The organism is Atlanticothrix silvestris CENA357 (assembly GCF_016056295.1).
Classification (GTDB): Bacteria; Cyanobacteriota; Cyanobacteriia; order Cyanobacteriales; family Nostocaceae; genus Atlanticothrix; species Atlanticothrix silvestris.
Genome location: NZ_JAECZB010000025.1, coordinates 22,531 through 41,181 on the forward strand (window position 1 = coordinate 22,531; position 18,651 = coordinate 41,181).

Genomic DNA, 18,651 nt, shown 5'->3' on the forward strand with positions numbered 1-18,651 from the left:
TCCACAATCGAGCTGTACGGTCTTCAGAAGCAGTGACAATGTACTTACCATCAGGGCTAAAACTCACACTCCAGACAGTGCCTTGATGTCCTTGGAATCGAGTTAGTTGCTGCCCGTCGAGGTTCCACAATCGAGCTGTACGGTCTTCAGAAGCAGTGACAATGTACTTACCATCAGGACTGAAACTCACACTCCTTACCCAGTTATCATGCCCTTGAAATTGCACAAGCTCCTGCCCATTGAGATTCCACAATCGGGCTGTACAATCATCAGAAGCAGTAGCAATGTACTTACCATCGGGACTGAAACACACGCTCCAGACAGTACCTTGATGTCCTGAAAATTGGATAAGTTGCAGCCCGTGGAGGTTCCATAATCGGGCTGTACGGTCAGCGGTAGCGATGTATTTACCATCAGGGCTAAAACACACGCTTCTAACTGCTCCTTGATGCACAAGAAGTTGGGTGAATTGTTGCCCATTCAGATGCCACAACCGAACTGTAAAGTCTGAAGAAGCAGTAGCGATATACTGACTATCAGGACTGAAACATACACTTCTTACCCAATTCTGATGTCCTTGAAATTGGGTAGATTGCTGTCTATTAAGATGCCACAACCGAACCGTACAGTCAGATGAAGCAGTAGCGATATACTGACCATCAGGACTGACACTCACACTTCTCACGCAGTCCTGATGTCCTTGAAATTGAGCCACCTGCTGACCGTTGAGTTTCCAAATTCTGGCTGTACAGTCATCACTAGCAGTCACAACGTATTTGCCATCCGGGCTAAAACACACACTCCAAATAGCGCCTTGGTGTCCTCGAAATTGGGCTGTCTGCTGACCATCAAAACTCCATAATCTAGCTGTGTGGTCATCACTAGCAGTAGCAATGTATTGGCCATCGGGACTAAAACACACACTCCTAACTGCTCCTTGATGTCTTCTCAATTGAGCAACTAACTGACCGTCAAAATTCCATAATCTAGCTGTGTGGTCATTACTGGCAGTAGCAATGTATTTGCCATCGGGACTAAAACACACACTCCTAACTGCTCCTTGATGTCTTCTCAATTGGGTAAGCAATTGACCGCTGAAGCTCCACACTCTGACTATACAATCATCAGCAGCAGTGGCAATGTACTGGCCATCGGGACTAAAACATACACTCCAGACAGTACCTTGATGTTCAGGAAATTGGGCAAGTAACTGACCATCTAAGTTCCACAATCGAACTGTATGTCCTGAAGCAGTGGCAATGTATTTGCCATTAGGACTAAAATTCACACTCCAGACAATGCCTTGATGTTCTGCAAATTGGGCAACCTGCTGACCGTTGACTTTCCATAATCTAGCTGTGTGGTCATCACTAGCAGTGGCAATGTATTTGCCATCGGGACTAAAACACACATTCCTCACCCAACCCTGATGTCCTCGAATCTGATTACATTCCTGGATATGATCAAGAATAGTTCGCAAAGCTAGCAAAGGACTGGTAGTTGGATATTCTTCCAGAGGCCGGCCATCTTTGACTAAGGTTTGTAAAGATTTACCACTCTGCATTGCTAATATTAGCGAGTCTAACTGGGCAAACTCAAACTGTCGTAAAGCGCTCACCCCATCACGCTCTAATCTCGTGCCTTCTTGTGCTTCTTGGAGAGCTACTTGTTGTTTTTGCAGCTCTGCGTTTACTTGACCTAATTTTGCTTCTGAAAGCTTTAGCTCTTGTTCAACCAGCTTTCTATGTTGACGTTCCTTTTCGAGTTCGGCTAACAACTCACTTCCTTGTTGTTGGCGAATAAAAGATACAAGGTAATCGTGAACTAGTTGATAACGCTCGGCAGGAACTTCTGGTAATAGTAATACTAGCCCTGATTCGACGAAAATTTTTAATATTAAATCTAGGGTTTCGGCTTCTGTTGCTAAATCTGCTGCCAATTCAGCACGAGTTTTGAGGGGACGAATGTTGTTTTCATCGGTGAGTAAATACAAAACTAGTCGGGCTGTACATTCATTCTCAGAACCGCAATCATGAATAACTGTTTCTAAAAATCGCTCAACCAGCTTTTCTTTAGTACCAAACTGACAATATTGTTCTAATGTAGTAATTTTTTCAGTTTGCAATTGTGTACCAATAATTTGTAATTCAATAGGCCGGACTTCTCCAAGTTCCCCAGCTAAATCTTTCACTAATTTATCTATTAACTTTGATTCTAGATAAAAGTGGATTTTTTCTGTTAAATTTTGTACAACTGCTTTAGCATCTTTAGGTGAAAAGTTACCTAAATAATAGCGAATGTTTTTATCTAAAATATTATTATTAATAGAGCTTAAATCAAATAGGCGATCAAATTCTAATAAATAATGAAGATAATCTTCTCGCAATGATAAAATAATTTTGACAAAAGGAATATCTAAGCAAATATGCAAAAAATCGTAGAATGGTTTTCTTTGAGCTTGATCTGTATAAACAAAGAAAAATTCTTCAAATTGGTCAAAAATTAATACTGTTAATAGATTACGATCAGCATTCTTTTGTAACTGTTCTACAATAGCTGTACTAGAATCAAGATTAATAGCGAATGTTTGAGATCTGAGTTTTTCAAAATTTTCTATCCAAGACCGATTGAGCATTCCTACCCAATCAGTATAAGCTCGTATAAGGATAGGTAAAACATCTCGCGCTCCAATCGCTTGCTGTTGCAATGTTGGAATTAATCCACCCTGTAAAATTGAACTTTTTCCGACTCCTGAATGACCGTGAATAACAGTGAATTTGTAGTCATCACGACTAATTCTATCTCGTAATCTATTGACATCTTGTTCTCGTCCAGAAGCAGAAATTTCTTGAGCAATGGTTTCAGGATGTTCAAGTTGTAACTGTGCAGAACTAATGATTTGACGCTGGGGATTGAGATAAGATGCACCGATAAAAGCGCGAAAACCATATTGATGTTCAATTTGAAGCTGTTCTTGTTTTATATTAAAAGCATCGAAATATTTACACTGATCAAAATACAGCGATCGCAATTTTTCTAATATAGATATATACAATTTCGGATCGTACTGATGATTACTTACTTTTCTGGCTTTTTCTAAATTAATAATTGCTGCTAGTATCTGACCCAAACCTTGTTGCGATCGCGCTAAAATAAACAGATATAAAGCATATTCATATTCTGGTAAACTAGGAATATTATCTAATATATGTAGTGCTTGGTAAGCAAGTTGATTGGCTTGTGTCCAATGTGACTGCTGTAGCGCCACCTCTGCCAAAAAACCATAATCTTGAGCTATTTGCAGCGGAGTGCCATAATCTTGGTGCAGAGTCAAAGATCTTTCAGCAAGGCTTTGCAACTTTGACCATACATGTAAGTGCCGCAGAACTTCACCCAATTTACTAATATATTTGGCAACTAAATCTGGGCGTTGTGCTTGTTCAAAAATATTAATAGCTTGCTGGAAATAATTTCTAGATTCTAGGCAACAAGATTGATTGTCCGGCTGATTTTTTTCTGCTTTTCTAGCATAAACTATGGCAATATGAACTAGCAAGATACCTTGTCGTTCTAAATGATTATTTTGTTGCCAAAAACTTAAACTTTGTTGATAATTTATTAAAGCTGAATCTATGCGATCGTGCTGGTAATCATTCAAGCCAATAACAAACTTCAGACTCGCTTGCAGTGGTAATTCTAATGCTTCTCCCAGATTTTGCAAATCTTTTAAGGCCGTCTCTAATTCCCAGCAAATTTGGGGGTTAGGAATTACATCATCAGCAAAAATTGTGTCGGTTTTATGATGTAGAAAACTTACTAAATCATCAATAGTATTTTTAAAGGTAATGATAGTTGCCCAATTTTCTAAGTCTGTTGCTAATCTAATAAATTTTTGCAGAACTTGGTCATTAACCCATAATAATATTGGAAAGGGAAAATTTTTTCTAAACTCTTCTCGGACTTGATTAGCTGATGTTAGAACTGTCTTAATATCTTTAACTGATTCCAAACCAAAAACCATCAACGCTGGTGGCTGCTCATTTCCTAATTGTTCGCTGATATTTGTATAAAGTGTTTTAATTGATGTAGGTAAGGTAATTTCGTGGATTTTTATAGGAGATGATTGGTGCAGACTTTCTACCATGCGTTCACGTAATGCTGCATAATTACATCGCAGCAAAATCAGCGAAAACTGACCTTGAGAAAGGGCAATTGCTCGCACGAGAGCATGTAAAGAGCTTTCGTTGTCAGTGGCTAAATTTTTTGGCTCATTGTGATTAGTCATATAGCAGGGAACAGGGAATAGGTTTGAAAGTTTTTTGGTGTCCAAATTTTATGAGCAATTTATGTCCCAAACTACCTCGTGATAGCTCAATACAATTCAGTTATTGATTGAACAGATTGAACATCTGGATTCATCGGCGTTTATCGGCGTTTATCGGCGGTTAACTATTTTTATCCTAAACCTATTAGATATCTCCAAAAATTAAATGTGTGTTATCCAAAACCCTTCTAAAAACGTGATTTATCGCATCTCTACATTCTTTTTAACCAGATGTTTATTGACTTATAATCCAAACTCCTTGGCTTCTGCCAAGATTGGATTGATATCAAACCACGAACCATCTTCATCCCGATATTCAAAGACAAACATACTACGAAGTAATAGTTCATATTTTTCATGACCTCTCAACTTTTTCTCTTGCGCCACCTCCAGTAGTAATTCCCATTCATCGGGAGTAATGGCTAAAGTTAACTCATTGCGACGTTGTTTAATTACCTTATCTATGCATTCTCGTGAAAGGGGTGGGTCTTCTCGCTGAAGACAGCGAAACAATAACATCAATAAATTACGCAAATGACCGCCGCTAACTAAACACAGTCGCTCTAAAGTATGAGGACTATCAAAAACTTCAGTGATTAAATTACGGTTTTTTTCCCAATTGACACCAGGAAAAGCTCTCGCCATGACCATTTGTTGTAGTAGCGTGATTCCCTGTGGGTAGTGAGAATTATCTTGTAGTACTACGGGAACCATTGGTAAAACTTTGGGGTCTACTCCAAAGCGATTTGTTAGCCTTCCTAAAGCGTTGGAAAAGAGCAACACTAGGGGAATTGTATAGACAACGTGACAATTTAGTTGGTTTAATTGTTCACCGCGTTCGACAAATAAATACTCTGGCTGGTAATAACCGGAAGGCTTCAAAGAGTTATCAATCCGGTCGAGATTATCTACTATAACTACTAGTCCTTTCTTACCTAGATGTCTGAGCTTTTCTGTAGCAGGTTTGAGCAATTCTTGGTTAATTGATTCTAAAATACTATTGGTGCGTGGTTCTAAATATTGCCGCAATTGACCGCGCAGTTTGGGGCTATCTTTAGTTTTGGCTGTAATCTTGGCAATACCCACAGACAACTCAGCTTCCGCCGACAGGTCAAGCGGCGTTTGCAAAAAATCGACAATTTCGGTAAACAGACTTTGAAAGTAGCCTGGTTTGAGGTTAATTTTTATTGCTTCTAGACTTTGGCTGACCTCGCGGGCGATCGCTAGTAAAATATCAGTAACATCAACATCTGCCATATCCAGACTTTGGCTAGACTCGAAATAAACCACATGAAAGTCTTGCTGCTCTAACTCTGCTTTGAGTCGCAGTAATTCAGTAGATTTACCACAGCCGATATGTCCGGTAAATAATTGGCAAGTTGGTTCATTGGGTGAAAGGCGGGTAATAGTTCGTCCCAATTCTTCAATTATCTTGCCACCACGCACTTTAGAAAAATCAATATAATACGGTCTATCTTCCGCTTTGCCTACAACCAGAGTCTTACTAGGGTTGCAAGCCTGAAAAAACCTTGTTAAATCCAGTTTCATCACATATAACCCAACATCAGCCTGACATTAACACCGATTTCAGTGATTATACAAATCACAAGGCTGATATTTCGGAATTTGTAATCTTACAGCAAATTTTTAGGATGTGCGTAGATTTGAAACGGTTGTTTGCCAGATTTATGCTTTAGTTTGCTGATATGGTAATTTCAGTAGTGAAGTTAGCTCATGAGAAAAATGACTGAAAACGCAGAGTAATAAAAGTTTGAGAGGTATTTTGTATAAATTCTGCCACTATGTTGAGTTCAGTTTTCATTTTATAATTAAATTTTAATTCATCAGGTTTTTTGTCTATGAAGAATGCAACGGTTCAAGAGGCAAAGGCATATCTTCTCGAATTAATAGAGTCAGTGTTACAGGGTGAAGATGTGGTCATTAGTCGGGAGGGTAAACCATTGGTGCGTTTGGTACGCTATGAGGCGCAACTTGAGCCGCGTACTCCAGGGGCTTGGGAAGGGCGCGTTTGGATTGCTGATGATTTTGATGATGAGTCAGAGGAGATTAACGCTATGTTCTATGGAAAAGATTAATGGGTTTCTTATTAGATACCCATGTTTTGTTGTGGTGGTTAGCAAATGACCCGAAGTTGCCGACAGATGTGCAAGAAATTCTGAGAAACCCAGTAAATGATAGTTTTGTTAGCGCGGCAACGATATGGAAAATAGCGATTAAAACTTCATTGGGAAAGTTGAAGCAACCCAATGATTTGTTAGCGGTGATTCGGGACAATCAATTTCAAGTTTTGGGGATTTCGGCGGAGCATTGTTTAAAGGTGGGTAGTTTGCCTTGGCACCATAAAGACCCATTCGATAGGATGTTAATTCCTCAAGCCTTGGTAGAAAGTTTAACGATAATTACGGTAGACCAGAAATTTAGGTTATATGATGTTCCTTTATTCTCTGATGATTAAGGATTCCTACAACGTTTAATAACTCTGGTTTAATTATTGAGTTATTCTTTAGGTGATTTTCATAATAAAAATTACCACACAGTAAATAAAACGAATAGTAAAATAAAAATTTACCCATCTTGGGTAGAGATGGGTAAGAACTAGACTATAACTTTACGCCCCGAATGGCATAATCTAATAACTCCATTGGGTGCATCACAGAAATTTTTTGACCCTGCAACTGCAAATGTTTAGTAATTTGCAACGTACAACCAGGATTAGCAGAAGCAATCAAATTAGCACCAGTATTCAGCAAATTTTCAACTTTTTGTCGGCCTAATTCCTCTGCTACTTCTGGTTGCAGCATATTGTAAACCCCCGCACTGCCACAACACAAAGCTGCATCTATTGGTTCTCTTAACTTCACACCCGGAATTTGCCGTAACAATTGACGCGGTTGCACACTAATTTTCTGCCCATGCAATAAATGACAAGCATCTTGATAAACCAAATTCAAGGGTTCGTCAGTTAATGGTGAGAGTTTTGCTGTTAAACCCACAGTTGCCAAAAATTCTTGAGCATCTTTAACTTTCGCGGCAAATTCCTGTGCTTTTTCTCGATATTCTGGGTCATCTTCTAAAATGTGACCATATTCTTTCAATGTGTGACCACAACCAGCAGCGTTGATAATTACAAAATCTACATCAGTATCGGCAAAACTATCAATCATTTGCCTAGCCAAAGCTTTCGCCTGTTCTGTTTGTCCTTGGTGTTCGGGAAGTGCTGCACAACAACCTTGAGATTTAGGAATTACCACTTCACAACCATTCGCCGTTAACACCCGCACCGTCGCTTCATTAATTGGTGAGAAAAACAGCCGTTGCACACATCCCAAAATCACCCCAACTCGATAGCGTTTTTGACCTTTAGCTGGGATAATATCCGGTAAATTATCTTGAAAAGATTGGAGGGTAATTTTTGGCAAAATTGATTCCATTGCTGCCAAGCGGGGAGATATTTTCTTTAATAAACCCGTAGCTTGGAAGAACTTAGAAAAACCCAGTTTCTGATAAACCAACAATGGAACCAGTAAAAATCTTAACAAGTCAGGGTTGGGAAACAAAGAAAATATTAATTGGCGGAACAGTTGATCTGGTAAACTGCGAGAATAATTGCGTTCGACTTGGTGACGAGTCGCAGAAATCAATTTGTCATATTGCACACCAGAAGGACAGGTCGTCACACAAGCTAGACACCCTAAACAAGAATCAAAATGTTGTACTGTGGCAGTATTTAGGGCAATTTCTCCCTCATTAATCGCATCCATCAAATAGATACGTCCCCTAGGAGAATCCATTTCTTTACCAAGTACTCGATAGCTAGGACAAGTCGAGAGACAAAATCCACAATGCACACAACTATCAATTAACTTTGGGTCTGGCGGATGATGAGGATCAAATCCTTTCAAATTCTTTAAACTAGCTGTATTATTAATAGAATTTTCTGAAACTTGCATAATTATTTTTCTCCTCTATATCTCAGCGTCTCTGTGGTTTGTTTCTTAAATTCCACCCACAAACCGACCAGGACTTAAAATATTTTTACTGTCAAACTGTTCTTTAATACGGCGCATTAATGGTAAAGCATTACCCGTATAGCCCCAAACATCTAATTGTTGTTTCACCGCCACTGGTGCTTGTAAAATAGTTAAAAAACCACCATAATTTTGAGTGCGATCGCGCATTGCTAAAACCTGATTGTTATCCTCAAACTGTAACCATCCCAAACCAGTAGCAATGTGAATCAAACCCATTTCTGCTTTACTTAAAACCTCCACAGCAGCAGTCGGTAATACTCCTATTTTGCAAGTAATTACAGACTCTGTGTTAAAAGAATGCATTTGTTCTGATAATCTTTGCCATAAATCAGCTTCATCTGCGCCTGAATACATGGCTCCATCTAAACCCAACTTTTCTCCTACTGCCAAAAGTCGGTTTGACTGTTCTTTAACACTCTCACTGATACTTTGAAAACGTACAATTAATCCTAGCCCTGTACCTAAATTTAATTTAGATACTAAATTAGCTGATAGTAAATCAGCCTGGGTTGGTGTTAAAGCCGAACCTCGTAAGATAGCAGCAGCTTGAGATATAGCCTCATCTGCACCAGTCAACACCACCGTACCAGATACCTCTGGTAGTGGGTACACTCGAAAAGTTAGTTGACTAATAATACCTAATGTCCCGTAAGACCCAGTAAACAACTTCATCAAGTCATACCCAGCCACATTTTTTACTACTCGTCCTCCGGCTTTGGCGATTTGTCCATCAGCACGCACAAAAGTGATACCCAAAAGTTGATCGCGTACACTACCATAACGTTGTCGCCAAGAATTTGTATCAGCGGTGGCGACAATACCGCCAATGGTTGCTAACTTTGGTGCTGTAGGGTCAAGGGCCAAAAATTGGCGAGAGTTTGCCAAAATTGTTTGCAGATTCGAGAACTTCATCCCAGTTTCTACTGTAACAGTCAAATCACCAACAGCGTGTTCTATTAGTCGATTGATGCGTTCTGTACTAATGACAATATCAACGCCTGTAGCTAAACCACCCCAGTTGAGTTTACTACCACTACCACAGGGAAGGATACGCCAGTTGTGACGGTGAGCCTCTGCAACGACAGCAGCTAATTGTTCTTGAGTGTGGGGATAGACAATACAACTGGGAGAATTTCCAGAAGTATAGCTGCTTGGCGTTTTTTTGTCAGCGATCGCTTGTTGGATATGTTGTTGCTGGCTCAGTTCAAGATTTTCCCAAAGGCACACAGCATTTTCTTCGCCGATAGTAGATGCAAGACAAGAGGCGATACATTTCATCGGTTTATTTTTTACTCCCTACATCTAATTTACTGGTTAACATCCCCAAAAAAGTGCCGCGTTCTGAGTAGTTTCGATTGGGACTCAAAAGTGAATTTTTCACGATTCAGGAATTTGACAAAAAGTTTGTATAACCTAAATTACTCAGTACCAATACAGTGTTTAGTTCCGTAACTAAGTAGAGCGACGTAAATATTTGTAGTTGGGATAAAGCAGTAGGCAGGAGGCACAATGGGGAAAGGAAGAGGGTTTTAGCTTTATTTATCTTTCTTAATCTACTTAATCTAATTGTGTTTTCCCACCTACTTAATGCATTTCAGATATATCCGGATCAGTTTTATCGAGAATTTTTTATTAAAATAAGGGAATATACTGAAGAAATAATATTAATTATGACTTAGCTTATCACAAAGGAACTACTATGTTCTAATTTTTTCTACGAAAAACCTTATTGATGCTTCGATGTAAATTTTAAATTTTACTTCTCAAGATAGTTGTAAAGCTTATCAAAGCTAATCTTTTTTGTTTTCATAGATTGTGATAATAGAGACAAGTATCGCTTTGTTGCAACAAAAATTAGCAACAATTAAAATTACATACTGTTGTCTTATTGAAATTATCTTTAAACCGAGGTGAATATCTGTTATAAAGAAGAGTTTTTGAAACAACTAAAGAATTGCTAAAATTCAATGTGCCCTTGCCAATAAACAAAGTAAATATATGTAAATGGAACATTCAATCCAAACATTTGAATATTGAGCAAGCATTGGTAATTTTAGTCATTGAAAACTAGGGAGAAAACAGATAATGAAGGCAAAAATCCTAGTTGTTGAAGACGAAGGTATTATTGCTTGTGGAATTAAAGATTGTTTAGAATATTCAGGATATATTGTTCCTGCTATTGCTGTATATGGAGAAGAAGCAATTGAAAAAGTAGCCGAATTTTATCCAGACTTAGTTTTAATGGATATCATGTTAAAAGGTAACATGAGTGGCATAGAAGCTGCACAAGAAATTACAACTCGTTTCAATATACCAATAATTTATCTCACTGCTTATTCAGACAAAAATACTTTAAAAAAAGCTAAAGATTCACAACCATTTGGCTACATAATTAAACCATTTGAAGAACATCAATTAATTACTACTATTGAAATTGCTCTTAACAGACATAAAGTAGAAATGTTGATGCGTGAAGCTCTAGAAAAAGAAAAAGAAAACAGAAGTATTAAGTCTTATTTTGTTTCAATGGTTAGTCATGAATTTCGTAATCCCTTGAGTAATATTTTCAACTACACTGAATTATTGGCAAGCCACATCTACAAATTAAACGAAGTTCAAATAAAAGAATACATACACCAAATTCAAAATGCTGTTAAGCAATTAGATCATTTATTAAGTGATGTTTTGCTAATTGGTAAAGCAGAAGTTGGGAGAGATTCTTTCAATCCATCACCATTAGATTTAGAAAAATTTTGTCAGGATTTAATTTCAGAAATTCAATTAGGTGTGGGCAATGATTATAAAATTATCTTTTCTATGCAAGGCACTTGTACAATCAAAGATAATGCTAATTCTGTAAAAAATTCGCAATCACTAACTGTAAAATATAGATTACCTGGCTTGGACAAAAAACTGCTACGCCACATCATCACTAATTTACTATCTAATGCGATTAAATACTCGCCACTAGGTAGCGCAGTGTATTTTGACTTGTTTTGTGTAGAGGGAGAAGCTATCTTTCGTATTCAAGATCAGGGAATTGGAATTCCAGAGACTGATCAAGAAAATTTGTTTACTTCCTTTCACAGAGGTAGTAATGTTGGCAATATACCAGGACATGGTTTAGGACTGGCAATTGTTAAACATTATGTAGAGTTACATGGAGGTCAAATTGCCTATGCAACTAAAGTAGGAATGGGTACAACATTTATCGTTAGCTTGCCATTTCACAGGAACTGAAACCTTTATATCATAATTACCCAATGGGACGATTACCAGGATTCACCGCATGAATATATTCGCTACCAGATCGCGGTCTTCCTCTTTTATAAAATGCTTCTTCTGGTTGACCCCATCCTAACTGCAAAATCATTTCTAAAAAATTAGAATTTTCCCATTTCCATAGACTTGCCCATTCTGTTCTTTGAGCAATTCTTTCCACATCAGTCTTGATAATTTTTTGGTATTGTTTACTATTATTAAAACTCAAGTATAACTCCATATTCACAGTAACTTCATACCAAAATTTCAAAAGAGAATTTTTTGCATTTTTTAATATTTCTAAGTCACTAGCTAAAGCAACTAATTCGCTATCTACTTCGGGATAACGTAAGTTTTTATCTTTGACGTTTACTTCCCGCCAAACAATGCCTGAAACTTGATTGTCTCTTTGGTAATCGTGAATGGCAGCTTTAAAATCTTGATAGGCGGTAAACTGTTGCAACCCATCAGTTTTGAGAAACTGGTCAATTACAGGATTGCCGGAAACTTTAATTTCTAGCTTCAGCCGTTTTCCCTTAAGGCAAGCTTGGCGTTCGGCTGCCAAAATTTGGATTAGTTCTTCAGTAGTGTAAACCTTTGACATCAGAACACACTCTAATTAGTCATTGGTCAATAGTCAATCATCAATAGTTATTTCTTAGGAACTATAGATTTTTGACTATGAATTAACTTCCTCATTTAAAATAAGGCAGATATTTAAATATTATCTCTTGGCATCGTGACGAATGCAGTAGCAGGTAGCACGAAAAATCAAGGTAGACCCAATTGGTCTACTTACATCTTGCACCAAGCGACTGAAAGTCACGGCTACACAGGCAGGACGCGTAGCGGCTTCCCGGAGGAAAGGCCGCCTACGCGGGTTAAAAACCTTAATTTTCCGTTAGTCCGCGCAGGCGGTTAGGGAGTCGCAGTCTTCTCCCAAGGGGCGAGGGGACTTAGTTTGTATAGCCGCGATTTATAATTGCTAAAACTAAGTGCAAGATCTCAGTCTACCCCAAGAGTTACTTAGCTAACTCACTACTGAATTCATTAAAGGCACGCCGCTTTAACTGCACTGATTCTGTACGGGGTAACAAGTCGAATATTTCCCGAAATTTATCGTCTATCTCCTCATAGGGCACTTGACCCTTCTTATTTAAAACTACCTGACCTGATTTATTAAACACCACGACCTGAGGAACAGCCCCAGAATAGTAATATCCTGGTTCTGTGGGGTCATAGTTCTGTTTAAGGGGTATAGTGTCAACATTGATAGGGATAATCTCTGCTGCGCGGCCATAGAACTCTTGCACCTGTGAAATGGAAATGGCATATTTTTTGCAATCGCTGCTGTCATCCACATAAAATGCCAAAAAGATGGCTTTATGTTTTGTTAAAGCTTGTGATAGCGTCTCTCTGGGAGGAACGAGAGAACCATTGCCAGCATAAACCACGAAAATGTTGCCATCATACACATCATCATTAATACCAGCAAAGGCAGGCTGCGTACTTGTAATAAACAAGAAAGCAAGCAGTAATAGGCACTTCAATACCAACTTTCGCCAGTTAGTAATTTGTTTATGTAAAAAATCAGACTTTGTGGTATTCATCAAAAGGAACCTTGCAAGCTACTACTGGTCGTGAGGTTGTGCTGAATTTAGCAAACTGGGCTGGATATATAATTGTGCCCACGCACTATTTTTTAAGATAACGCCTACTGGGATTATCTCTTGAAAGCGAGAAGCGTTGTTGTCTAACGTTCTTGCAAGTATGATCAAGATTCGCTACACTCACTAGATTAAATTTGCCAATATAGACCATTAATTAGCAATTGCTAGCAGACTAGGGTACGGATGTGGGAAACAAAATAAAACTTATAGATAGACTAAAATTGGGTTTCGCAGTGTCAGCGGCAAAAAGCGTCACATTCATAGTGCGATCGCTGCGCTTGGGTGCTGCTAGTGTATTACCAGGCTCAATTGCCCGTCGCATTGAACCCCGACTTTTACAATTATTGAGTCAGCAAGTAAAAAACGGGGTAATTCTCATTGCTGGGACTAATGGCAAAACAACTACATCGCTGCTGTTAAAAACGATATTAGAGCGTCAAGGCTACCGCATTGCCCATAATGCTACAGGTGCAAATCTAGAAAATGGCTTGATGACAGCATTGCTAGAAAACACCAACTTAGTGGGAACACTGAATGTTGACTATGCCATTTTAGAAGTCGATGAAAATATCGTACCTAAAGTACTGCAACCGCTACAGCCGCGAATTATCCTTTGTTTAAATTTGTTCCGCGACCAACTCGACAGGTACGGGGAAGTAGACACAATTAGTAAACGTTGGACAAAGGTAATCTCTACTCTCCCACCAGAAACAGTGGTTATTCCTAATGCTGACGACCCAACTTTATCTTATCTCGGTCAACAGTTACCCCAACGGGTATTGTTCTTTGGTTTGAATGAACCAGAGCAATATTTAGAAGCAATTCCTCACGCCGTCGATTCTATTTATTGTCCTAGATGTGGTCATTCCTTAGATTATCAAGGTGTCTACTTGTCCCATTTGGGAGATTTCACTTGTCCCAAATGTGGTTTTAGTAAAAGTCAACCGACTCTAGAAAGTAGTGAATGGTCACAAATTCTTGTTGGTTTGTACAACAAATATAATACTTTAGCTGCTGTGACTGCTGCTCAAGAATTGGGAGTTGATGAAGGAATAATTAGAGATACTATTAATAATTTTCAAGCTGCTTTTGGTCGGGCAGAAGATTTGGTAATTAATGGTAAACGAGTGCGGATTTTGTTATCAAAAAATCCTGTAGGAACAAACGAAACAATTCGTGTAGTCACTCAAAGTACTGATAAAACCACATTACTAGTACTGAACGATCGCACCCCCGATGGCACTGATGTATCGTGGATTTGGGATGTCGATACAGAAAAATTAGTCGAACGGGGAGGAACCTTAGTAGTGAGTGGCGATCGCGTTTATGATATGGCACTGCGTCTGCATTATAGCCAAAAGTCTCCTGAAAGTACATTAAATTTAATTGTTGAATCAGACTTAAAACAGGCGATCGCTACTGCATTAGAACATACACCAAATAATGAAACTCTCCACATTCTGCCCACCTATTCAGCCATGCTAGAAGTGCGAGAAGTGCTTACTGGTCGGAAAATTCTTTAAATTGGTCAGTGGTCAGTGGTCAGTGGTGAAGAGTTATTCCCCTTGTCTCTTCAGTTCCTAGTTCCCAGCACCTAACCTAATTACGAATTACGTTAGCGAGTCTTGTCTACGACACGCTACGCGAACGAGCCTCATTACGAATTACGAATTACGAATTACGAATTACGAATATGAATCCGCAAAATTTAGAATTAACAATAGGTTGGCTATATCCAACACTGATGAGTACCTACGGCGATCGCGGTAATGTAATTACTATAGAACGTCGCGCTCAGTGGCGCGGATACCCTGTGAAAATTTTACCCTTAGATCAAAACGCCACAGCCGCAGATATTAAAACCGTAGATGTGATAGTTGGTGGTGGCGCACAAGACCGCCAGCAAGAAATTGTCATGCGTGATTTGCAAGGTGCAAAAGCCGATGCCATGCGCGAGAAAATTGAAAATGGTACACCAGGAGTGTTTACCTGTGGTTCTCCCCAATTATTGGGACATTATTATGAACCAGGATTAGGACAGCGAATTGAAGGCTTGGGAATACTCGATTTAGTTTCTATCCATCCTGGTGAAAATACTAAGCGCTGTATTGGCAACTTGGTAATTGAAGTTACAGCGTCCCACTTAGCGCAAGATTTAACAGAGATGACAGGTAAAAAACCCTATTTAGTGGGTTTTGAAAATCATGGCGGACGCACCAAACTAGGCAAAGTAGAAGCATTGGGGCGCGTGGTGTATGGCTTAGGCAATAACGGTGAAGATGGGACAGAAGGAGCATTTTATCAAAATGCGATCGCTACTTATTCCCACGGGCCATTGTTACCTAAAAATCCCTTTGTAGCTGATTGGTTAATTCAAACAGCGTTGCGGTTGAAATATCAGCAGGCTATTACTTTGCAACCTTTAAATGATAACCTTGCTTTACAAGCGCGTGAAGCAATGTTTAAGCGATTGAAGGTTGTACCAACATAAGTTGCTTGTAGAGACGCGATGAATCGCGTCTACTTACCAAATTGGTTGCTTCTCGTCCTAAATATTTAACACCTGGGGCGCTCCGGTGAGCATATTTTTTGCCTTAAGATTCTGCAAGAGCGATTCAGGCGCTTTAGATCCCTCACGGTAAAATACAGCAGGTTGTCCGAGGGGAGCAGGTACTTTTTGCCGCACACCTATCGTCAAACTACCGTAGATATTGCCACTCCATAAGTGAACCCATTCGCCAGCCGGAAAATAAACATTGACGCTCTTTTTGCGTGGCTTTAGCACTGGTGCAATTAAAAAGTCACGACCTAGAAGAAATTGATCTTCAATTTTGTAAACATTAGGATCATCAGGATAATGCAGAACAAGGTGGCGAACAAGGGGATATCCTTGAATTGCTGCTTCAGCCATTAATTCTCGGCGATATGGAGCCAGTGCTGCATAGACTTTTGACCAATAACTGAAAGTTGTCAGGGTATCTTTATCTGTATAAAATTGAACATTTTTATCTGGCTGATTGCCTTCATGGGTGCGGAATATAGGAGTGAAAGCATTCATTTCCATCCATCGATAGAGTAGTTCCCGCGATCGCTTAAATCCGACACCGATGGCTTCTAGAATTGGGTTAGCGATACTTGTATACCCACCAATATCGCTGTGGTTAATGCTGAACCCAGAAAGACCACCACTGATCATACCTTTGAGAGCGCTCGTGATGCCATCATTTTTACCCCAACTAGTATTCTGATCTCCTAACCACATACTTATACTGTGAGATGGAGTTTTCAAGAATCCGGCTCGATTGAAAAACCAAGCATCGCCTTCTTGACCCGCTTCTTGAATAGCTTCCTGGTTCACTCTTACCCAATCAACCGGATATTCGTTGTGATAAATTAGCCCAGATTCATCGGTAGCATACACTCCATCAAACGGTGCTGCTTCCGCAAAATCAGCCATCCAGAATTTAGCGCCTTTACCTAGCACTTCGTCTTTGAGGATACTTTTGAACCATTTGCGAGCATCGGGGTTAGTCACATCGAGTAAAGCCGCAGAGAAGTCAGTACTTTTGATCAGATATGGTTCGGCAGCTTGATTTTTGACTACAAAGTCTTTTTCTATAGCTTCTCTATAAAGATGACGTTGTTCTTGGTTTGGCTGTTGGGGACGTTCAACTAAAAAGGGATTGACATATACCCCAACTGCAATTTCTGCCTTTGCCAAATCAGTTACCAACTGTTGCCAACCTGGATAGGTGCTTTCATCGAGTTGCCAGTTCCACCACAACTGTTTTCCCGCGATTGTGCGACGTTGACCGACCCAATCCTGAAGCCAGAATCCGGCAATGGGTGTGTCGAAATCGCGTAACTGCGACCACACTTGCCGGACAAACTCCGTACCTCCTTGCATACCAATGATCGCCCCACTATTGAGCCAATCGGGAAGTGGCGGCATCCTTCCCACATAGTTGGTGTAAAGTTCAATAATATCTAGGGGTGACTCACCACAAAGGATGCGCCCTTGCATACAGCTGGATACAACTCGGATAGTCGTAATCTGTGGATCACGCAAGTTGAAAATTGCAGGTTCGGTGTTAGTGAGAAATATTGAGCGCCCTTTGTTTGTAAAAAAGTAGGGCATAGGGGCATAACTCGAAAATCTATTACCAGCAACACCTAGCAGGTTGAGGGTTTTGGGAGCGCGATCGCCCCGACCAATTCCTCCTTCCTCGCAAACAATCGGCATCCATTGCCCTTTGCAGTCAATATCAGAAAATTGCTCTCCAAAACCATAAAAGTGTTCGTCTGGAGAAGTTACAAATTGCAACTGTATTTGATTGACATTGCCATTGCTAATTTGTAGTTGAAAATCGAGTTCTCTTGAGCCTACAGTTTGCAACGTCAAGATATATTGGGGTTCGTCATTCGTACTTTGGCGACCTAAAAGACGACCATAAATAACTAATGTATTGTCTTCTTGCTTGATTCCGTCAACAAATTGATGGGTAAAATCAGCATATTTGTGTTCGTCAATTTCTATAGAACCTCTTTCCTCAGTGATATTTAGACGAACATTCCCGCCACTAACAAAGCTATAACCAGGAGATGTCTGCAATATTGCTAATGCTTCGTTACTTTGATGGCTAATTCGCAAACTAGGTTGTGTTGTATTACTACCTTGCCAATCAATCGTAAATTCTCCTAGTTTAAAACTTTGACTAGGTACTGAAGTCGAAATCTTACCAAGGGGAATCATCTTCCAACGACTTAGCTTTTTCAGTGGTTCAGCTAGGAGCCTCAAAAACCGTTTCAGCACCCAACCGCTACAGGCAACAGTGTACGGGGGGTACATCACTGGATACGGAGATTGCCAAGGAGCTTTCATCAGTTTTATAAATTAAAACTAAATCTTATTTGATACAACCTACTAAGTGCAATTAATCTCTCGTGGATTTAATAGTCTGATACAAATCCAGAGTTGGTTGAAATCTTAATTTATTTTTAGCTTTTTCTGCCATCCAAAAACTGGCCTCATACTCAGATAGCGATCGCCCGTATTACATAAAAAATTGCGAACTGTGACAAATTTTATCAGTTGACCACAGTCAAGTATTTAAAATATCCACCACTATTTATGATATTTGGCTACTATATTACACAAACCTATTTAAAACACGAAACCTATAGTAATTTTATATGATTTATGTAAATTTTCTGAGTTAAAAAGCTTTATTTTGCAAGCTTTACAAGCTTTTTTAGTTCTCCCCAATGACTTTAGACTGCTATATAGTAATTAAATTTAATGTTGCTGATACAAATATTGAATTAAAGAATACAGTTGGTATAT

The 18,651-nt window shown here is 39.2% G+C and carries 12 protein-coding genes; 5 read left to right on the forward strand and 7 right to left on the reverse strand.

Annotation, left to right across the window (positions count from 1 at the left end; all coding sequences use genetic code 11):
* Together I8751_RS12365 and I8751_RS12370 are read right to left on the reverse strand one after the other, a co-directional pair.
* The coding region (locus I8751_RS12365; protein ID WP_214439456.1) for a WD40 repeat domain-containing protein at positions 1 to 4,285 on the reverse strand (4,285 nt) is incomplete at its 3' end.
* Between the two features lie 282 nt (positions 4,286 to 4,567).
* Positions 4,568 to 5,872, reverse strand: a complete 1,305-nt coding sequence (locus tag I8751_RS12370; RefSeq protein WP_214439457.1) for an ATP-binding protein — start codon at positions 5,870 to 5,872, stop codon at positions 4,568 to 4,570.
* A gap of 311 nt (positions 5,873 to 6,183) precedes the next feature.
* Between I8751_RS12370 and I8751_RS12375 the strand changes: the two genes are divergently transcribed.
* Together I8751_RS12375 and I8751_RS12380 are read left to right on the forward strand one after the other, a co-directional pair.
* Entirely contained in the window at positions 6,184 to 6,420 is a 237-nt protein-coding gene (locus I8751_RS12375) for a type II toxin-antitoxin system Phd/YefM family antitoxin (RefSeq protein ID WP_214439458.1), read from the forward strand.
* A complete protein-coding gene (locus I8751_RS12380) occupies positions 6,420 to 6,800 on the forward strand; it encodes a type II toxin-antitoxin system VapC family toxin (protein WP_214439459.1) in 381 nt (126 codons plus the stop codon). Before I8751_RS12375 ends, I8751_RS12380 begins: the two co-directional genes overlap by 1 nt.
* A 145-nt stretch (positions 6,801 to 6,945) precedes the next feature.
* Here I8751_RS12380 and I8751_RS12385 read toward each other — a convergent pair whose 3' ends face one another.
* Together I8751_RS12385 and I8751_RS12390 are read right to left on the reverse strand one after the other, a co-directional pair.
* Complete coding sequence (locus tag I8751_RS12385; protein ID WP_214439460.1) at positions 6,946 to 8,295, reverse strand: (Fe-S)-binding protein; 1,350 nt, start codon at positions 8,293 to 8,295, stop codon at positions 6,946 to 6,948.
* 45 nt (positions 8,296 to 8,340) lie between these two features.
* Positions 8,341 to 9,654: an FAD-binding oxidoreductase gene (locus tag I8751_RS12390; RefSeq protein WP_214439461.1), complete on the reverse strand. Its 1,314-nt coding sequence runs from the start codon at positions 9,652 to 9,654 to the stop codon at positions 8,341 to 8,343.
* Positions 9,655 to 10,461: 807 nt separating this feature from the next.
* Between I8751_RS12390 and I8751_RS12395 the strand changes: the two genes are divergently transcribed.
* Positions 10,462 to 11,616 carry a hybrid sensor histidine kinase/response regulator gene (locus I8751_RS12395; RefSeq protein ID WP_214439462.1) on the forward strand — a complete coding sequence of 385 codons (1,155 nt, stop codon included), beginning with the start codon at positions 10,462 to 10,464 and terminating at the stop codon, positions 11,614 to 11,616.
* A gap of 16 nt (positions 11,617 to 11,632) precedes the next feature.
* Here I8751_RS12395 and I8751_RS12400 read toward each other — a convergent pair whose 3' ends face one another.
* The gene (locus I8751_RS12400) at positions 11,633 to 12,241 is read right to left on the reverse strand and encodes a hypothetical protein (RefSeq protein WP_214439463.1); all 609 of its coding nucleotides are present in this window, start codon (positions 12,239 to 12,241) and stop codon (positions 11,633 to 11,635) included.
* A gap of 418 nt (positions 12,242 to 12,659) precedes the next feature.
* Positions 12,660 to 13,247, reverse strand: coding sequence for a thylakoid membrane photosystem I accumulation factor (locus I8751_RS12405; RefSeq protein ID WP_214439464.1), 588 nt, complete (start codon positions 13,245 to 13,247; stop codon positions 12,660 to 12,662).
* Between the two features lie 245 nt (positions 13,248 to 13,492).
* Here I8751_RS12405 and I8751_RS12410 point away from each other — a divergent pair, with 245 nt between their 5' ends.
* The gene (locus I8751_RS12410) at positions 13,493 to 14,830 is read left to right on the forward strand and encodes a MurT ligase domain-containing protein (RefSeq protein ID WP_214439465.1); all 1,338 of its coding nucleotides are present in this window, start codon (positions 13,493 to 13,495) and stop codon (positions 14,828 to 14,830) included.
* Positions 14,831 to 15,000: 170 nt separating this feature from the next.
* Entirely contained in the window at positions 15,001 to 15,798 is a 798-nt protein-coding gene (locus I8751_RS12415; protein ID WP_214439466.1) for a type 1 glutamine amidotransferase, read from the forward strand.
* Between the two features lie 57 nt (positions 15,799 to 15,855).
* Here the strand turns inward: I8751_RS12415 and I8751_RS12420 are convergent, their stop codons facing one another.
* Positions 15,856 to 18,189 carry an alpha-glucosidase gene (locus I8751_RS12420; RefSeq protein WP_214439467.1) on the reverse strand — a complete coding sequence of 778 codons (2,334 nt, stop codon included), beginning with the start codon at positions 18,187 to 18,189 and terminating at the stop codon, positions 15,856 to 15,858.
* Positions 18,190 to 18,651: the final 462 nt, after the last annotated feature.

Excerpts from the sequence above, each read along its gene's own strand:
- I8751_RS12390 (WP_214439461.1), bottom strand. The coding sequence starts at position 9,654 with ATGAAATGTATCGCCTCTTGTCTTGCATCTACTATCGGCGAAGAAAAT.
- I8751_RS12395 (WP_214439462.1), top strand. The coding sequence starts at position 10,462 with ATGAAGGCAAAAATCCTAGTTGTTGAAGACGAAGGTATTATTGCTTGT.
- I8751_RS12405 (WP_214439464.1), bottom strand. The coding sequence starts at position 13,247 with ATGAATACCACAAAGTCTGATTTTTTACATAAACAAATTACTAACTGG.
- I8751_RS12380 (WP_214439459.1), top strand. The coding sequence starts at position 6,420 with ATGGGTTTCTTATTAGATACCCATGTTTTGTTGTGGTGGTTAGCAAAT.
- I8751_RS12415 (WP_214439466.1), top strand. The coding sequence starts at position 15,001 with ATGAATCCGCAAAATTTAGAATTAACAATAGGTTGGCTATATCCAACA.
- I8751_RS12420 (WP_214439467.1), bottom strand. The coding sequence starts at position 18,189 with ATGAAAGCTCCTTGGCAATCTCCGTATCCAGTGATGTACCCCCCGTAC.
- I8751_RS12375 (WP_214439458.1), top strand. The coding sequence starts at position 6,184 with ATGAAGAATGCAACGGTTCAAGAGGCAAAGGCATATCTTCTCGAATTA.
- I8751_RS12400 (WP_214439463.1), bottom strand. The coding sequence starts at position 12,241 with ATGTCAAAGGTTTACACTACTGAAGAACTAATCCAAATTTTGGCAGCC.
- I8751_RS12370 (WP_214439457.1), bottom strand. The coding sequence starts at position 5,872 with ATGAAACTGGATTTAACAAGGTTTTTTCAGGCTTGCAACCCTAGTAAG.
- I8751_RS12385 (WP_214439460.1), bottom strand. The coding sequence starts at position 8,295 with ATGCAAGTTTCAGAAAATTCTATTAATAATACAGCTAGTTTAAAGAAT.